This is a genomic window from Streptomyces sp. O3 (assembly GCF_054788135.1).
In genome coordinates, this window is record NZ_JBTVYK010000087.1 from 1 (window position 1) to 16,711 (window position 16,711).

16 protein-coding genes are annotated in these 16,711 nt (G+C 72.1%); 9 read left to right on the forward strand and 7 right to left on the reverse strand.

The annotated features are described in order from the left end of the window. Nucleotides 1-90 precede the first annotated feature (90 nt). Nucleotides 91-771, reverse strand: a complete 681-nt coding sequence (locus tag ACX6XY_RS28675; protein ID WP_460337043.1) for a pirin family protein — start codon at nt 769-771, stop codon at nt 91-93. 57 nt (nt 772-828) lie between these two features. Here ACX6XY_RS28675 and ACX6XY_RS28680 point away from each other — a divergent pair, with 57 nt between their 5' ends. The 5 genes from ACX6XY_RS28680 (at nt 829) to fabF (ending at nt 5,786) form a co-directional block, all read left to right on the forward strand. Continuing rightward, a complete protein-coding gene (locus tag ACX6XY_RS28680; RefSeq protein WP_460337046.1) occupies nt 829-2,064 on the forward strand; it encodes a PucR family transcriptional regulator in 1,236 nt (411 codons plus the stop codon). Nucleotides 2,065-2,165: 101 nt separating this feature from the next. Continuing rightward, on the forward strand, nt 2,166-3,077 hold the full coding sequence (locus ACX6XY_RS28685; protein WP_460337049.1) for an ACP S-malonyltransferase: 912 nt from the start codon (nt 2,166-2,168) through the stop codon (nt 3,075-3,077). A 28-nt stretch (nt 3,078-3,105) separates the two neighbouring features. Beyond that, nucleotides 3,106-4,122, forward strand: coding sequence for a beta-ketoacyl-ACP synthase 3 (locus ACX6XY_RS28690; RefSeq protein ID WP_460337052.1), 1,017 nt, complete (start codon nt 3,106-3,108; stop codon nt 4,120-4,122). Nucleotides 4,123-4,186: 64 nt separating this feature from the next. Beyond that, nucleotides 4,187-4,435 carry an acyl carrier protein gene (locus tag ACX6XY_RS28695; RefSeq protein WP_460337055.1) on the forward strand — a complete coding sequence of 83 codons (249 nt, stop codon included), beginning with the start codon at nt 4,187-4,189 and terminating at the stop codon, nt 4,433-4,435. An 88-nt stretch (nt 4,436-4,523) separates the two neighbouring features. Beyond that, nucleotides 4,524-5,786, forward strand: a complete 1,263-nt coding sequence (fabF, locus tag ACX6XY_RS28700; protein WP_460337057.1) for a beta-ketoacyl-ACP synthase II — start codon at nt 4,524-4,526, stop codon at nt 5,784-5,786. Between the two features lie 82 nt (nt 5,787-5,868). Here fabF and ACX6XY_RS28705 read toward each other — a convergent pair whose 3' ends face one another. After that, nucleotides 5,869-6,363, reverse strand: coding sequence for a DUF3145 domain-containing protein (locus tag ACX6XY_RS28705; protein ID WP_460337060.1), 495 nt, complete (start codon nt 6,361-6,363; stop codon nt 5,869-5,871). A gap of 236 nt (nt 6,364-6,599) precedes the next feature. On the opposite strand from ACX6XY_RS28705, the gene ACX6XY_RS28710 reads away from it, so the two are divergent. Continuing rightward, nucleotides 6,600-7,520, forward strand: coding sequence for an SGNH/GDSL hydrolase family protein (locus ACX6XY_RS28710; protein WP_460337064.1), 921 nt, complete (start codon nt 6,600-6,602; stop codon nt 7,518-7,520). 15 nt (nt 7,521-7,535) lie between these two features. Here ACX6XY_RS28710 and ACX6XY_RS28715 read toward each other — a convergent pair whose 3' ends face one another. The 3 genes from ACX6XY_RS28715 to ACX6XY_RS28725 form a co-directional block, all read right to left on the reverse strand. Then, on the reverse strand, nt 7,536-10,133 hold the full coding sequence (locus tag ACX6XY_RS28715) for a beta-glucosidase family protein (protein WP_460337067.1): 2,598 nt from the start codon (nt 10,131-10,133) through the stop codon (nt 7,536-7,538). Between the two features lie 178 nt (nt 10,134-10,311). Further along, nucleotides 10,312-10,737 (reverse strand): organic hydroperoxide resistance protein, encoded by a 426-nt coding sequence (locus tag ACX6XY_RS28720; protein WP_460337070.1) that lies wholly within the window; start codon nt 10,735-10,737, stop codon nt 10,312-10,314. 68 nt (nt 10,738-10,805) lie between these two features. Beyond that, a complete protein-coding gene (locus tag ACX6XY_RS28725; protein ID WP_460337073.1) occupies nt 10,806-11,828 on the reverse strand; it encodes an NADP-dependent oxidoreductase in 1,023 nt (340 codons plus the stop codon). 93 nt (nt 11,829-11,921) lie between these two features. On the opposite strand from ACX6XY_RS28725, the gene ACX6XY_RS28730 reads away from it, so the two are divergent. Beyond that, on the forward strand, nt 11,922-12,377 hold the full coding sequence (locus ACX6XY_RS28730) for a MarR family winged helix-turn-helix transcriptional regulator (protein WP_460337076.1): 456 nt from the start codon (nt 11,922-11,924) through the stop codon (nt 12,375-12,377). Nucleotides 12,378-12,433: 56 nt separating this feature from the next. Here ACX6XY_RS28730 and ACX6XY_RS28735 read toward each other — a convergent pair whose 3' ends face one another. Further along, on the reverse strand, nt 12,434-13,720 hold the full coding sequence (locus tag ACX6XY_RS28735; protein ID WP_460337078.1) for a helix-turn-helix domain-containing protein: 1,287 nt from the start codon (nt 13,718-13,720) through the stop codon (nt 12,434-12,436). Nucleotides 13,721-13,725: 5 nt separating this feature from the next. Continuing rightward, the gene (locus tag ACX6XY_RS28740; RefSeq protein ID WP_460337081.1) at nt 13,726-13,878 is read right to left on the reverse strand and encodes a hypothetical protein; all 153 of its coding nucleotides are present in this window, start codon (nt 13,876-13,878) and stop codon (nt 13,726-13,728) included. Nucleotides 13,879-14,152: 274 nt separating this feature from the next. Between ACX6XY_RS28740 and ACX6XY_RS28745 the strand changes: the two genes are divergently transcribed. Together ACX6XY_RS28745 and ACX6XY_RS28750 are read left to right on the forward strand one after the other, a co-directional pair. Beyond that, a complete protein-coding gene (locus ACX6XY_RS28745; protein ID WP_460337084.1) occupies nt 14,153-15,151 on the forward strand; it encodes a PorA family protein in 999 nt (332 codons plus the stop codon). Between the two features lie 222 nt (nt 15,152-15,373). After that, entirely contained in the window at nt 15,374-16,549 is a 1,176-nt protein-coding gene (locus ACX6XY_RS28750; protein WP_460337087.1) for a glycosyltransferase family 4 protein, read from the forward strand. The last annotated feature ends 162 nt before the right edge of the window (nt 16,550-16,711 follow it).

The following is a 16,711-nucleotide window of genomic DNA, read 5'->3' on the forward strand; positions in this document are numbered from 1 at the left end:
GGGCAGCACGCGGTTCGCAGCTTCCGGGCAACCAGTCGCCGTGAGCACGTACCCCCCCCCCCCCCCCCGCCCCACCATGCAACAGCACGCTCACAGCTCCCAGAGGAGCACCTCCGCCGGGCCACTCCCCGCCACCAGTTCAAGCCCGGACTCGCCCTCGACCCGCACCGCGTCCCCCGCGCCCAGCGTCGTCGACAGCGACAGCCCCCCGCCCCCACGCGCCAGCGACACCTCCCCCCGCACCACGTGGACATACACCCGCGCCGCGTCCGACGGAACAGCCGCCCGCTCCCCCGCCCCCAGCCGCCGCACCTGAAGCAGCACCCCCGCCCCCGGCACCGCGTACGGCGTGGCGTCCGAGATGCCGCGGATCACCTCGTACGCCGGTTCGCCCCCCGGCTCCAACGGAGCGAGCCAGGTCTGCACGAAGACCAGCGGCACATCCCCGTCGTTGCGCTCGACATGCCGCACCCCGCCCCCCGAGCTGAGCCGCTGCACATCGCCGGGCCGCACCACCGACTCGTGCCCGGTCGAGTCACGGTGGGTCAGCTCGCCCTCGACGACCCAGGTGACGATCTCGGTATGGCTGTGCCGGTGCTCGTCGAAGCCCGCGCCAGGCGCGAGCCGCTCCTCGTTGCAGGCGATCACCGCGCCGAAGCGCAGATTGTCCGGGTCGTAGTGAGGCCCGAAGGAGAAGGCGTGCAGGGACTCGATACCGGCTCCGGGCTCCCCGCCCCGATAACGCTCACCGGAGCGTCGTACGTCTATCACACCCCCACCGTAGGGCCTGCCCACCGTCGAGCCGCCCGGATAAGGCAGTCTTGTCCCGTGCCCCAACCCGAATCGCCCTCGCCCTCACCCTCGCCCTCGCCCGCCCATCCCCACCCCCACCCGCACGCTCACCCCCACTCCCACGCGGCGACACTCAAGCGACTGGAGAAGTCATCCGGCAGCCTCGCCGCGCAGGCCATCGCGCGGATGGACGAGACGCTGCCCTGGTACCGGGCGATGCCCCCGGAGAACCGTTCCTGGATCGGCCTGGTCGCGCAGGCCGGCATCGCGGCGTTCACCGAGTGGTTCCGGCACCCCGACGCCCCGCAGGCCATCTCGACGGACGTCTTCGGCACGGCGCCCCGCGAGCTGACCCGCGCGATCACCCTGCGCCAGACGGTGGAGATGGTGCGGACCACCATCGAGGTGATGGAGTCCGCGATCGACGAGGTCGCCGCGCCCGGCGACGAGTCGGTGCTGCGCGAGGCGCTGCTGGTCTACGCGCGGGAGATCGCCTTCGCCACCGCGCAGGTGTACGCCCAGGCCGCCGAGGCCCGCGGCGCGTGGGACGCGCGCCTGGAGTCCCTGGTCGTGAACGCGGTGCTGTCCGGCGAGGCGGACGAGGGCGCGGTGTCCCGCGCGGCCGCGCTCGGCTGGAACTCCCCCGAGCACGTCTGCGTCCTGCTCGGCACCGCACCCGACGGCGACAGCGAACTGACCGTGGAGGCGATCCGCCGCGCCGCACGGCACGCGAAGCTCCAGGTCCTGACCGGTGTGCTGGGCAGCCGCCTGGTCGTGATCGCGGGTGGCAGCGACAGCCCGCTCGCGGTCGCCAAGGCGCTGATCGGCCCGTACGCGGCGGGCCCGGTCGTCGCGGGCCCCGTGGTCCCGGACCTGCTCGCGGCCACCAGGTCCGCGCAGGCCGCGGCCGCCGGGCTCAAGGCGTGCTCGGCCTGGCAGGATGCCCCGCGCCCGGTGCTGGCGGACGATCTGCTGCCGGAACGGGCGATCGCCTCCGACCCCGCCGCCAGAGAGCAGCTGGTGGAGGAGATCTACAGACCGCTGGAGGAGGCCGGTTCCGCGCTCCTGGAGACGCTGAGCGTGTATCTGGAGCAGGCGAGCAGCCTGGAGGGCGCCGCGCGGATGCTGTTTGTGCATCCCAACACCGTTCGCTACCGGCTGCGACGTGTGACCGACGTCACCGGATGGTCGCCGTCGGACGTCCGCTCGGCGTTCACGCTGCGGATCGCGCTGATCCTGGGGCGGCTGGCGGACGGCGAGAAGACCGCGTAGCGCCCTGCCCGCTGTTTTGTCGAGGCCATACAATTCCCCTCGCGGTTCTTCGTCCCTGTCCCCACGGGCGGCACACACCGTCCCCAAGAGAGAGTGTGAGAGTGCTCGTACTCGTCGCTCCCGGCCAAGGCGCTCAGACGCCCGGCTTCCTGACCCCCTGGCTCGACCTCCCCGGCGCCGCCGAACGCGTGGCGGCCTGGTCGGACGCCATCGAGCTCGACCTTGCCCACTACGGCACCAAGGCCGACGCGGAGGAGATCCGCGACACCGCGGTGGCGCAGCCACTGCTGGTGGCGGCCGGACTCCTGTCCGCCGCGGCGCTCGGTGAGGCCCGTCCCTCCGCCGTAGCGGGCCACAGCGTAGGCGAGATCACCGCCGCCGCTTTCGCCGGTGTCCTGGACGACGCCTCGGCCCTGAAGCTGGTCCGGGGGCGCGGCCTGGCGATGGCCGAGGCCGCCGCCGTCACGCGGACCGGCATGTCGGCGCTGCTCGGCGGCGACCCGGACGTCGTCACGGAGCACCTGGCGAAGCTGGGCCTGACCCCGGCGAACGTGAACGGCTCCGGCCAGATCGTGGCCGCGGGCACCCTGGAGCAGCTCGCCGCGCTGGCCGACGACAAGCCCGAAGGGGTGCGCCGGGTGGTGCCGCTGAAGGTGGCGGGCGCGTTCCACACCCACCACATGGCTCCCGCGGTCGCCACCCTGGAGGCGGCGGCCCGCGACCTGGCCCCGGCGGACCCGGCCGTCACGTACGTCTCGAACAAGGACGGCGCGACGGTGGCCACCGGCGCCGAGGTGATCTCCCGGCTGGTCGGCCAGGTCGCCAACCCGGTCCGCTGGGACCTGTGCATGGAGACCTTCAAGGCGCTCGGTGTGACCGCCCTCGTCGAGGTGTGCCCCGGCGGCACCCTCACCGGTCTCGCCAAGCGCGCCCTGCCGGGTGTGCAGACCCTGGCGCTGAAGACCCCCGACGACCTCGACGCGGCCCGCACGCTCGTCGCCGAGACGGCCTGACGACGGCCTGACAAGGAGCCACGAGAGCATGTCGAAGATCAAGCCCAGCAGAGGGGCGCCGTACGCGCGCATCCTCGGCGTCGGCGGCTACCGCCCCACGCGGGTGGTGCCGAACGAGGTGATCCTCGAGACCATCGACTCGTCTGACGAATGGATCCGGTCCCGCTCCGGCATCGCGACCCGGCACTGGGCGAGCGACGAGGAGACCGTGGCCGCGATGTCCATAGAGGCGTCCGGCAAGGCGATCGCGGACGCCGGGATCACCGCCGGGCAGATCGGCGGTGTGATCGTCTCCACGGTGTCGCACTTCAAGCAGACCCCGGCCATCGCCACCGAGATCGCCGACAAGCTCGGCACGGACAAGGCCGCGGCCTTCGACATCTCGGCTGGCTGCGCGGGCTTCGGCTATGGTCTCACGCTGGCCAAGGGCATGGTCGTCGAGGGCTCGGCGGAGTATGTCCTGGTGATCGGCGTGGAGCGGCTGAGCGACCTCACCGACCTGGAGGACCGCGCGACGGCCTTCCTGTTCGGCGACGGCGCGGGCGCGGTCGTGGTCGGCCCGTCGCAGGAGCCTCGGATCGGTCCGACCGTCTGGGGCTCGGAGGGCGACAAGGCCGAGACGATCAAGCAGACCGTGCCGTGGTCGGACTACCGCGGCGCGGCGTCCGGGGACGGCGAGCTGCCGAAGTTCCCGGCGATCACGCAGGAAGGCCAGGCGGTGTTCCGCTGGGCCGTGTTCGAGATGGCGAAGGTCGCCCAGCAGGCGCTGGACGCGGCCGGGATCACCGCGGACGACCTGGACGTCTTCATTCCGCACCAGGCGAACATGCGGATCATCGACTCGATGGTGAAGACCCTCAAACTGCCGGAGCATGTCACGGTCGCCCGTGACGTCGAGTCCACCGGCAACACCTCGGCCGCCTCGATCCCGCTCGCTATGGAGCGGCTTCTGGCGACCGGCCAGGCGAAGAGCGGCGACACCGCGCTCGTCATCGGCTTCGGGGCGGGTCTCGTGTACGCCGCCACGGTCGTTACCCTCCCCTAGGCACCCGCCGGACTTTCCGGCAGGCAGCCGACACATCACCGGATACCCACGAAGGAGCGCCCATATGGCCGCCACCCAGGACGAGATCGTCGCAGGTCTCGCCGAGATCGTTAACGAGATCGCCGGCATCCCGGCTGAGGACGTCCAGCTGGACAAGTCCTTCACCGACGACCTGGACGTCGACTCGCTGTCCATGGTCGAGGTCGTCGTCGCCGCCGAAGAGCGCTTCGACGTGAAGATCCCGGACGACGACGTCAAGAACCTCAAGACCGTCGGCGACGCCGCGAAGTACATCCTCGACCACCAGGCCTGAGCCTGACGGGCGAGTAACGCCACCCGGCGGTGGCGGGCCGTCTGTCGGCATCCACCGCCTCATTCCAAGACGTGGAGAAAGAATTCCTGTGAGCTCGACCAATCGCACCGTGGTCGTCACCGGTATCGGCGCAACCACACCGCTGGGTGGCGACTCCGCATCGACCTGGGAAGGTCTGCTTGCGGGACGCTCCGGCGCCAAGCCGCTCGACGGAGAGCGCTTCGCCGACCTCCCGGTCCGTATCGCCGCCCCCGCGGCGGTCGATCCGGCCGATGTCCTGCCCCGCCCGATGGCCCGCAAGCTGGACCGCTCGGCGCAGTTCGCGCTGATCGCGGCCCGCGAAGCCTGGGCGGACGCCGGATACACCGCCAAGGCCGGAGAGGACCAGAGCGTCCTTCCCGAGCGCCTCGGCGCGGTCATCGCCTCCGGCATCGGCGGTGTGACCACCCTGCTCGACCAGTACGACGTGCTCAGGGAGAAGGGCGCGCGCCGCGTCTCCCCGCACACCGTGCCGATGCTGATGCCGAACGGCCCGTCCGCCAACGTCGGCCTGGAGGTGAACGCCCAGGCCGGTGTGCACACCCCGGTCTCGGCCTGCGCGTCGGGCGCCGAGGCCATCGGCTACGCGATCGAGATGATCCGCACCGGCCGCGCCGACGTCGTGGTCGCCGGCGGCACCGAGGCCGCCATTCACCCGCTGCCGGTCGCCGCCTTCGCCAACATGATGGCGATGTCCAAGAACAACGACGAGCCCGAGAAGGCCTCGCGCCCGTACGACAAGGCGCGTGACGGCTTCGTACTCGGCGAGGGCGCCGGTGTCGTGGTGCTGGAGTCGGCCGAGCACGCCGCCGCGCGCGGCGCTCGGGTCTACGCCGAGGCGCTGGGCCAGGGCCTGTCGGCCGACAGCCACCACATCGCGCAGCCCGAGCCGACCGGCCGCGGGGTCGCGGCCGCGCTGCAGAACCTGCTCGACACCACGGGCCTGAAGCCCGAGGAGGTCGTGCACCTCAACGCGCACGCCACCTCGACGCCGCAGGGCGACCTCGCCGAGGTCAAGGCGCTGCGCAAGGTGCTCGGCGACGACATGGACCACATCGCCGTGTCCGCTACGAAGTCGATGACCGGCCATCTGCTGGGCGGCGCCGGCGGTATCGAGACCGTCGCCACGGTGCTCGCGCTGCACCACCGGACGGCCCCGCCGACCACCAATATCGAGGACCTCGACGACGAGGTGGACGCGGACGTCGTACGCGACACGCCGCGCGCGCTGCCGGACGGCACGATCGCGGCGATCAACAACTCCTTCGGCTTCGGCGGCCACAACGTGGTGCTCGCCTTCCGGAGCGTCTGACCGCGCCGTACGCATGAGCGGGGCCCGACCGGTTTTCCCCGGTCGGGCCCCGCTCATCTGTACGCGCCCCTGCGTACGCGGGCTAGACGACCTGGTGCAGCCAACGGACCGGCGCGCCCTCGCCCGCGTAGCGGAACGGCTCCAGTTCGTCGTCCCAGGGCTTGCCGAGCAGCCCCGCGAGTACGGACTCCAGCTCCGTCTCGCCGCGCTGGGCGCGGAGCAGCGCGGCGCGCAGCCGGTCCTCGGGGATCAGGATGTCGCCGTGTACGCCGGTGACCGCGTGGAAGATCCCCAGCTCGGGCGTGGCGCTGTACCGCTCGCCTTCGGTGCCCGTGCGCGGCTCGGAGGTGACCTCGAAGCGCAGCAGCTGCCAGCCGCGCAGCGCGGACGCGAGCTGGGACGCGGTGTCCGGCGCGCCCTGCCAGGACAGTTCGGCTCGCCAGGTGCCGGGCGCCGCGGGCTGTCTGATCCAGTCGAGGTTCACTCGCGCGCCGAGTACGCCCGCGACCGCCCATTCGACGTGCGGGCACAGCGCGCGCGGTGCGGAGTGCACGTACAGAACTCCACGAGTCGTCACCGGGACCTCCGCAAACTCCGGGAAAATCCAGCACAATCTAGCAAAATTCAGCAAAACGGACAGTTTTGACGTGGGGTAATTTAGCGGAACCGAGACAGTGGTGGGTCACTGGGTCGACTGGGGCCAAGCTACCCTGCGCCAACGGCCGAAGTGTGACGTACCGTCGCTCCAACGGGCGGGAAACACCAAGCTTTCACTCGGCAGGACGCCCTGCCTGTCGCAGAGGGGACGGGAAGATGGGGAAGAACGGCATACGGCGTACCGGCGTCGCCGTCACGACCATGACGGCGGCACTCCTGGCCGGGACGCTGACCGGATGCGATCCGAGCGGGGACGCGGCCCCCGTACCGACGAACGACCCGGCCGTGGGATCCGCCAAGGGCACGCCGTCGGCGGACCCCGCGCCGCGGTGGAATCCCGAGCCCGCGTCGCTGGCCGCGGTCGGCGACTCGATCACCCGCGCCTTCAACACCTGCAACGTGCTCTCGGACTGCCCCGAGGAGTCCTGGGCGACCGGTGGCGACGAGGAGGTACAGAGCCTGGCCACGCGGCTGCTCGGCGCGGACGCGGCCGACAAGAGCTGGAACTTCGCCAGGTCCGGGGCCAGGATGTCGGCGCTGACCGGGCAGATGAAGCAGGCCGCCGCCGAGTCGCCCGAGCTGGTGACGGTGCTGATCGGCGCCAATGACGCCTGTCGGGGAGATGTGGACGCGATGACCCCGGTCTCGACGTTCCGGGCGGACTTCGAGGACGCGATGCGGGCGCTGCGCCGCGAGGCGCCGAAGGCCCAGGTGTATGTGATGAGCGTGCCGGACCTGAAGCGGCTGTGGTCCGAGGGGCGCGGCAGCGAGGAGGGCCGGAAGATGTGGAAGCTGGGCATCTGCCCGGCGATGCTCGCCGACCCGGAGGCCGAGGACAAGGCCTCGATGCAGCGCCGGGACGCGGTGCGCGAGCGGGTGACGGAGTACAACAAGGTGCTGCGCGAGGTGTGCGCGGACGACCCGTACTGCCGGTACGACGGCGGGGAGGTCTTCACGTACCCGTTCACCGCCAAGCAGTTGAGCAAGGTGGACTGGTTCCATCCGAGCAAGGACGGCCAGTCCGTGCTCGCGGAGGCCGCGTATCGCGGGGTGACCGCGCGCAAGCCCCCGGCATAGGCGCGACGGGCGGGGTCACACGGTGAGCCACGCCCGCAGTCGGGTGTCCGTGAGGGAGCGGCTCGCCTGGACCTCGTACGTACCGCTGACGCGGGTCCAGGCGTCCGAGTTCTCGTCCCAGATCTCGAAGGCGCGGCGCGGGAGTTCGACGTCTGCCTCGGCGCTCTCGCCGGGCGCCGCCGCCACCGAGGCGAAACCGGCCAGCCAGCGGGCCGGGCGCTCCGCGGCGTCCTCGTCCGGCGAGCCGGGCGCCGGCGCGAGGTAGATCTGGACGACCTCGCGGCCGTGGCGGTCGCCGGTGTTGCGGACCCGGACCCGCACTCGGACCCGGCCCTGGTCCCGACCTCGTTCCCGGTCCCGACCCCGTTCCTGGTCCCGACCCCGATCCACTGCCGCGGCGGGCGTCACCTCCAGGGACTCGTACGCCCAGTCGGTGTAGCCGAGTCCGTGCCCGAAGACGTACGACGGGACGGCGGCAGCCCGCTCCCAGGCCCGGTAGCCGATGAACACCCCTTCCTTGTAGGGGAGTTCACCGCCGCTCGGGGTGACCTCGCTAACCGGGGCGTCGGCCAGCGCGCCCCAGGTGGTGGGCAGGCGACCGCCCGGCTCCTCGACGCCGGTGAGGACGTCGGCGAGCGCGGCGCCGCCTTCCTGGCCGGGGAACCAGCTGAGCAGTACGGCCGCGACGTCCTCGCGCCAGGGCAGTTCCACGGGTGAGCCCGCGTTGACGACCACGACGGTGTTCGGGTTGACGGCGGCGACGGCGCGCACCAGGTCGTCCTGACGGCCCGGCAGTCTCAGGTCGGCGCGGTCGAAGCCCTCGGACTCGACGCGTTCGGTGGTGGCGACCACCACCACCGCGGTGTCGGCGTCCCGCGCGGCGGCCACGGCCTCGGTCATCAGTTCGTCGGGGTCACGCCACGGATCGCGGTGGACGAGCGAGAAGCCGACGGCCTGGATCGGCGCGTCGGCGGGCTTGGCGACGGTGTACGTGAGGCTGACCTCGGTCGGGACGCCCGCGGTCAGTTCGACCTGGCCGCGTTCGACGGGCGCACCGAAGAACGCCTCGAACGGGTCGGTCTCGGGCCCCGTCTCCTGTACGCCGGTGAAGAGTTCACGGCCCCCGACGGTGAGGGCGAAGCCGCCGAGCCCACGGGTGCCGAAGGAGTGCGCCCCGCTCTCGCGCGGCGTGCAGACGCCGGTCAGCTCGACGGTGTGCAGCGCCTCGTAGGTGACGCCGTCGGGGAGGTCGCCGCCGAGCCACTGGATCATGCCGTTCGGCACGCTGGCGTCGGCGAGGGTGCGGCCGTCGGCGTCCCGGCAGACCGCGCGCAGGGCGAACCCCTGGTCGGCGACGGTGAGTTCGTCGGTCGGGTCGGCGCCGACGCGGTAGCTGAGCGCGCCCTCGGGGAGCGCGGCGGTCAGCCCCTCCAGCGGTGAGACGATCCGCTCGGGGAAGACGGTGGCGGAGCCGCCGCCGAGGACGCGGGCGTCCCGTGCGGCCGCGCCGCTGAGCGCGACCCCGCGCAGGGCCGCGGGGTCGATCGGCAGGGCGGCGCGCTCGTTGCGTACGAGGACGAAGGAGCGGCGGGCCACCTCGCGGGCGAGCGCCGCGCCGTCGACGTCGGCGGGCGGCTGGGCGACCGCCGGCTCGGCGCCGTCGAGCGCACCGACCCGCGCGGCGAGGCGCAGCACCCGGCGTACGGCGTCGTCGACGCGCGCCTGGGCGATCTCGCCGTCGCGTACGGCGGCGGCGAGCGCGGGGCCGAACACGGTGTGCGGTCCCGGCATGGCGATGTCGAGCCCGCCCTCGATCGCGCCGCGCGTGCTCCTGGCCGCCATCCAGTCGGAGACGTTGACTCCGTCGAATCCCCAGGCACCCCGCAGGACTTCGCCGACCAGGTACTGGTGTTCGGTCATGGTGGTGCCGTTGACCTGGTTGTATGCGGTCATGACGCCCCAGGGGTGCGCGTCGGCCACGATCGCCTCAAACGGGGCGAGATAGAGCTCGCGCAGCGGTCTGGCCGCCACGATGTTGTCGACCGTCAGGCGGTCGGTCTCGGCGTCGTTGGCGACGAAGTGCTTGACGGTGGTGCCGACGCCGCCCTCCTGGACGCCGCGCACATAGCCGGAGCCGATCCGCCCGGTGAGGTACGGGTCTTCGGAGTAGCACTCGAAGTGGCGTCCGCCGCGCGGTGAGCGGTGCAGGTTCACGGTCGGCGCGAGCAGCACGTGCACCCCTTTGCGGCGCGCCTCCTGGGCGAGCAACTGTCCGGCGCGCCGGGCGAGTTCGGGGTCCCAGGCGGCGGCGAGCGCGGTGGGCGACGGCAGTGCGACGGACGGGTCGTCGGCGCTCCAGCGCACGCCCCGCACCCCGATCGGGCCGTCGGACAGCACCAGGGACCGCAGGCCGATCTCCGGGAGTTCGGGCAGGGTCCACATGTCCTGTCCGGCGAGCAGCCGGGTCTTGGCGTCGAGGTCGAGCTTGCCGAGCGCCGCCTCGACCACCGCGTCACGCCGCCGGTCCGCGTCACGCCGCTGGTCCGCCTGGTCCGGTCCGTCCGTCCGGCTCCGGCTCGCGTGGCCTGCCTGGTCGCGCACGCCGTCCGCCATGCCGCACCTCCTCGTCGAAGCCCTGCCGCGATGCCCTCCATCCTGCCGCCTCAGGCCGGGGTTCGGGGCGTATCGCGAGGAGTGCCGCCAAGGGGCGTGCCGGGTACGCGAAGAGGCCGCACCTCCGCCGGGGTACGGCCTCTTCGTACGGGCGCTCACGCGCCGCGCGCGGGACGGGTCAGGCGACCGCGAGGTCCACCGTGATGTTGCCGCGGGTGGCCTTGGAGTACGGGCAGACCTGGTGGGCCTTCTCGATCAGGGCCTTGGCGGTGGCCGCGTCCACGGTCGGGATGGACGCCTTGATCGCGACGATGATGCCGAAGCCCTCGTCGTTCTGGCCGATGCCGACCTCGGCGGTCACCGTGGAGCCGGTGATGTCGACCTTCTCGTTACGGGCGACGACGCCGAGCGCGCCCTGGAAGCAGGCGCTGTAGCCCGCCGCGAACAGCTGCTCGGGGTTGGTGCCGTCGCCGGAGCCGCCCATCTCCTTGGGCGGGTTCACGACGACGTCGAGCTTGCCGTCGTTGGTGGCGACGCGGCCGTCGCGGCCGTTCTCCGCGGTGGCGACCGCGGTGTACTTCACGTCGGACTGCTGGATGGCCATAAGAAGCTGTTCCTCCTGTCGTTCGCCGTCGCGGCTCGCGCCCACGACCTCGACGGCTGGGACCGAGCTTAGACGACCGGGCTGACGACCATCTTCCCGGTGTTGTCGCCGCGGAGCATGCCGAGGAACGCCTCGACGCCGTTCTCGACGCCCTCGACGAAGGTCTCGTCGTAGGCGAGGTCGCCGGAGGCGATCCAGCCCGCGACCTCGCGGACGAACTCGGGCTGCAGGTCCGCGTGGTCGCTGACGAGCATGCCCCGCAGGCGCAGCCGCTTGCCGATGACCATGGCCATGTTGCGCGGTCCGGGGGTGGGCTCGGTGTCGTTGTACCCGGCGATCATGCCGCAGACGGTGACCCGGCCGTGCACGTTCAGATGGCTGATGGCGGCTTCCAGGTGGTCGCCGCCGACGTTGTCGAAGTAGACGTCGATGCCGTCGGGCGCGGCCTGCCCCAGCTGCTCGGCGACCGGGCCGTTCTTGTAGTTGAAGGCCGCGTCGAAGCCGTACTCCTCGACCAGGCGCTTGACCTTGGCGTCGGAGCCCGCCGAGCCGATGACACGGGACGCGCCCTTGAGCCTGGCGATCTGGCCGACCTGGCTGCCGACCGCGCCGGCCGCGCCGGAGACGAAGACCGCGTCGCCCTCCTTGAAGGAGGCGACCTCCAGCAGGCCCGCGTACGCGGTCAGGCCGGGCATGCCGAGGACGCCGAGGTAGGCGGAGAGCGGGGCCAGCGAGGCGTCGACCTTCTTGGCGTGCTGGGCCGGTACGTCGGCGTAGTCGCGCCAGCCGAGGCCGTGCAGGACGTGGTCGCCGACCGCGAAGCCCTCCGCGTTCGAGGCGATGACCTCGCCGACCGCGCCGCCGTCCATGGGCTGGTCCAGCTGGAAGGGCGGGACGTAGGACTTCACGTCGTTCATCCGGCCGCGCATGTACGGGTCCACCGAGAAGTGCAGGTTGCGGACCAGGACCCGGCCCTCGGCCGGGGCGGCGACGGGCGTCTCGCGCAGCGCGAAGTCGGCCGGGGTCGGCCAGCCGTGCGGGCGGGCGACCAGGTGCCAGGCACGGCTGACGGTGGGGAGTGCGGCGGTCATGGGGCGGCCTCCAGCCATTCATTTACTTCAGGTACTGAAACAACCATGCTCCTGGATATTTCATGTTGTCAAGTAAATGGGTACAGTGGAGGCATGGCCAGCACGCGTACAGACCCTCTGACCCTTGAGGTGGTCGAGCTCATCGGCACCGTCGTGGCGCGCTACCACACGGAGTACGACCTCGCCGCGGGCCGCCACGCGCTGACCGGCGCACAGGCACGGGTGCTCACCCTGCTCGCCATGGCGCCGACCCCGATGCGGCGGATCGCCCAGACCCTGAAGTGCGAGCCGTCCAACGTCACCGGCATCGTGGACCGCCTGGAGGCGCGCGGCCTGGTCGAGCGGCGGCCCGACCCGGCCGACCGCCGGGTGAAGCTGGCCGCGGCCACGGAGGCGGGGCGGCAGACCGCGCGGGACCTCAGGGACGGCCTGGACTTCGCGCGGGAACCCCTGGGCCAGCTGAGCCACGACGACCGGGTGGCCCTGCGGGACCTGCTGCGCAGGATGCTGGGCGAAGGGGAGACCGGGGAGGCGCCGGCGCGGGCGTGAGCGCGGACGACCCGGCGCGGGCGTGAGCGCGGACGACCCGGCGCGGGCGTAAGCGCTCAGCCGCCCAGCGCCCCCCGCAGCCGCTGTGCGCGCAGGACCAGCTCCAGCTCGAAGCGGCGGTCCGGGTCGTCGACCTCGTCGCCCCACAGCTCCCTGATCTGCCGCAGCCGGTAGCGGACCGTCTGCGGGTGCACCCCGAGCCGGGCCGCGACCTCCGGAGCGCCGCCGCGGGTCTCCAGCCAGGCCAGCAGCGTCTCGGCGAGGCGGCGGCCGTGCGCCGGGCCGCAGTGGGCGAGCGGGGCCAGGCAGCGGCGGGCCAGGTCGTCGATCAGCTCCTCGGGCTGGAGCAGCACCAGCGCCTCGGTGTGCTCGGTGCAGAACAGCACCTCGCCGCCGGGCAGCAGCCCCCGTTCCATGAGGCGTACGGCCGCTTCCGCCCAGCGCAGCGACTTGGCCGCGTCGACCAGCGGCACCGGCGGGCCGATCGCGCCCGACCAGCCGGTCATGGCCCGGCGCAGCAGCTCGGGGCGGCCCGCCGCGTCCGGCTCGGGGACGACCATCCGGGGCTGCTCGGTCTCCATGTCGAGCAGGACGCCCTGGCTGACGGCGGGCGCGACGGCCTCCCTGGCCGGGCGCAGCAGCACGCCGACGGCCACGGTCTGCGGCAGCGGCCAGCCGATGCGGGCGGCGCGCTCCGCCAGGGCGTCGGAGGGGTCGGCGCCGCGGTGCTCGGCGAGCAGCAGTTCCATGAGCTTGCGCTGGAGGCGCAGCCGCTCGCCCGCCTGGCGGGCCGCCGCCTCCGCGTAGCCGCGTACGGACTGGTCCACGAGGCCGTCCAGATACTCGAAGCCCGCCTCGGCCAGCTCGTACATGGCGGGTGGGGGGATCTCCACCTGCTGTCCGATCTCGGCGAGGCGGCGCCAGGCCAGGCGCACCCCCAGCCGGTAGACGGCCTGCAATGAGTCGAGCGAGCGGCCGTGCAGGCCCTCGCCGCGGCCGAACTCCTGGAACACCTCGGGGTGGTAGCGCGGCCGGTCGCCGGAGAGGGCGATCTGCTGGAGGAAGCCCTCCAGGGCGCGCCGGATGCCGACGAGCGCCATCGGCTCGCCGTAGTCGTCCAGGACGAGCGGCAGCTGGGGGTACTCGCGGCGGATCTCGCGCAGGATGTCCTCGGCGAGCACCGGGATCTCGTCCATGGCGAGGGCCGCGAACTGCTTGAGCTGGAGTTGCGGCACCTCGCTCCAGGCGGTCCTGGACACCGCGACGGCCGGGCGCGGCGTGCCGCTGTCCGGTGTGCCGGAGGGTGACGAGGCCGGTACGGACGAGGGGTGGCGCGGGGGCATGGAGGTCAACGCTCCTGCTGGGCCGTCTCGTATGTCACCAGCGGGGTGTTCGGCTGGTCGGGTGTCGCGTTGAGCAGGGCCACGATGCCGAAGGCGGCACCGACGGCGAGCGCCGCGGCGAAAGCCGTGGTCAGCGCGGCGGCGAGCAGTCTGTGCATGGCTGGGTCAGCCTCTCTTTCGGGGCACCCACCAAGGTCCCCTGCCGGCCCCACCCGGCAGTTGCTCAGTGTCGACAATGGATTGACAGTTCGTCAAGGGTGCGCTTACGTTCGCGCCCCATAAAGGTATGCGCGATTTTCTCCGCGGCCACCGTGCCCTCGCGTGTCGCCTGAGCCGTCATGAGCCGTCTGAGAGCTGCCCCGCACGGCCGTGAGCTGCCTCGATTCGTCTCGATTCGCCTGGATGAACCCTCACCGAACCTGGAGTGCCCGGATGCGCCGCACAGCCTCCCCATTGTCGCTGACCCTCCTCGGCCTGGGCGTGTTTCTGCTGGTCCTGGCCCCGATGCTGGCCTGGTATGTGACACCGCGAGCCAAGGTCAATCCCATCGATATCGATGCGACAACGATATTCACGGGCAAAGGCTCGTATTTCGATACGGACGAGGTCGAGACGGTCGGCGCCGACCTCAGGATCACCCGGAAGGTACGCGGCGCCGTGGCCGAGAGCGAGAAGGCCGGCAAAGCGATCTGGGACGTGTCCACCACGGTGGACGTGGCCTCCGCGGAGCACGACGAGGACAAGACCACGCTCCCCGCCGAGGACCCGCACGACGCGCTGCTGTGGACCACCGAGCGCTGGGTCACCGACCGGAAGACCAACCGGCCGGTGCACTGCTGCGAGGAGAAGCCCTACTTCGAGGGCGAGGCGTATCTGAAGTTCCCCTTCGACGTGGAGCCCCGCTCCTACCGCTGGTGGGACGGCACCGCAGGTCAGACGGTCGTTCTGAGCTACAAGGGCAAGAAGAGGATCCAGGGCTACGAGGGCATGCACTTCGTCGGGAAGATCGCCGAGGAGGACGCGGTCAAGACCGGCACCCGGCAGGTGCCCGGCACTCTCGTCGGCTCCACGGCGGGCGGCCAGGTGCTGGCCGAGGAGTGGTACTCCAACCACGGCATCGAGCTCGTCGCCGACCAGCGCACCGGCCGGATCATCTACGCCCAGATCGGCCCGCGGAAGACCCTGCGGGCCCCCGGAGGCTCGGCGGACGGCGAGGTAGTCCTGCTGGAGAGCGAGAAGATCGCCTTCACCGAGAAGACCCAGAAGGCCCAGGTCAAGCTCGCCAAGAACGACAGCAAGCGGCTGCGTCTGGTCAGCGAGACGCTGCCGGTCGGCAGCGGCGGGGCCGGTCTGGCGCTCGTCGCGACGGGCGGATTTCTGGTCGTACGGGGCCGGGAGCGCCCGTCGACGCAGGAACCCTCCACGATGTGATGAGTAATCAGCGGTAAGTGGGGGCGAAATTATCACCTGGGTGAGTAGCCGCATCGAACAGCGCGGCGAAAACTGTCCATCCCCACCGAACACTCACAGCCAGTGCACATCTCGCTGGCCAACGGACCCGCACCCACCGCACGGCCCCGCTCACCGTCACATCCGCACCCTCAGCACACTCCCCCGCATACGTTCCGCACCCCGAGACGAGTTGGAGCACGGATGCCCCAGCACGTACCTCCTTCGCTGCGCGACTCAGCCCCGCTGGGAGGCACAGCAGAAGGCGCCCCGTTCCGCGTCGGCCGGACCGGGGCGACTCCCCCACACCCGCGCCGCATCGTCTTCCTCGCCCACCGCGACCTCGGCAACGAGGCCGCGGGCGGCTCGGAACTCCTGGTGGACCAGCTGGCCGACGGCCTGACCCGGCAGGGTCACCAGGTCACTCTGCTGTGCGGCGGCCCGGCCGCGTACCGCGACTACCGCGTGGTGTCCGCCGGGGGCTCCTACGGCCACTTCCTCAAGGCCAGGTCCGCCTTCGCCCGCCAGGTCGGCGACTGCGACCTGCTGGTCGAGGTCGTCAACGGCATGCCGTACCTGGCGCCCCTGTGGCACCGGGGGCCGACCCTGTGTCTGGTCAACCATGTGCACACCGACCTGTGGGGCATGCGCTTCCCCGGCCCCGCCGCCCGGCTGGGGCGACGCCTGGAGCACTGGGCGCTGACCGGCGCCCAGCGCGACAACCTGCTGGTCGCCGTGTCGCCCTCCACCGAGACCGCGCTGCGCGCCATCGGGGTGCCGCAGGAGCGCATCCGGGTCGTGCACAACGGCGTCGACGAGCCGGGGCCGCTCGCCCCGCGCTCCGATGAGCCGCTGTTCCTGGCCATGGGGCGGCTCGTCGAGTACAAGCGCATCGATCTGCTGCTGCGGCTGTGGGAACGGGTGCGCCCGGTCACCGGCGGCCGCCTGGTGATCGTCGGCGACGGCCCCGAGCGGGAGCGTCTCGAACGGATGGCGGGCCCGTCCGTCGAGTTCGCCGGGCATGTCTCCGAGGCCGAGAAGCACCGGCTGCTGTGCGCGGCCTGGCTGCTGCTGCACCCGTCGGCCGTGGAGGGCTGGGGCCTGGTCGTCACCGAGGCCGCCACCCGTGGCACCCCGGCCATCGGCTTCGACGTACCGGGGCTGCGGGACTCCATCGCGGACGGCGTCACCGGGCTGCTCGCCCGTGGCGAGTCCTCGTTCGCCGCCGCCTGGTGCACGCTCGCGCTGTCGGCCGAGCGCCGGACCGCGTTCGGCAAGGCCGCGGCCGACCGGGCCGCCGACTACCGCTGGTCGAACACCGTGCGCCAGTTCCGGGCGGTCGCCGCGGAAGCCGCCGCCACCGCGAGACGGCGAAGGTGACCCGTACGTGCCGAACGAGCCCATACCCGACCCCACCGGACCCACCGGACCCGGCGACCGTGACCGTGACCGCGACCGTGACCGCGACGGCGGCTCCGTCCCCGGCGCGCCCGTAGGACCCGCCGCGCCCGCCGAGCCCGCGGGACCCGCCGCGCCCCGCGC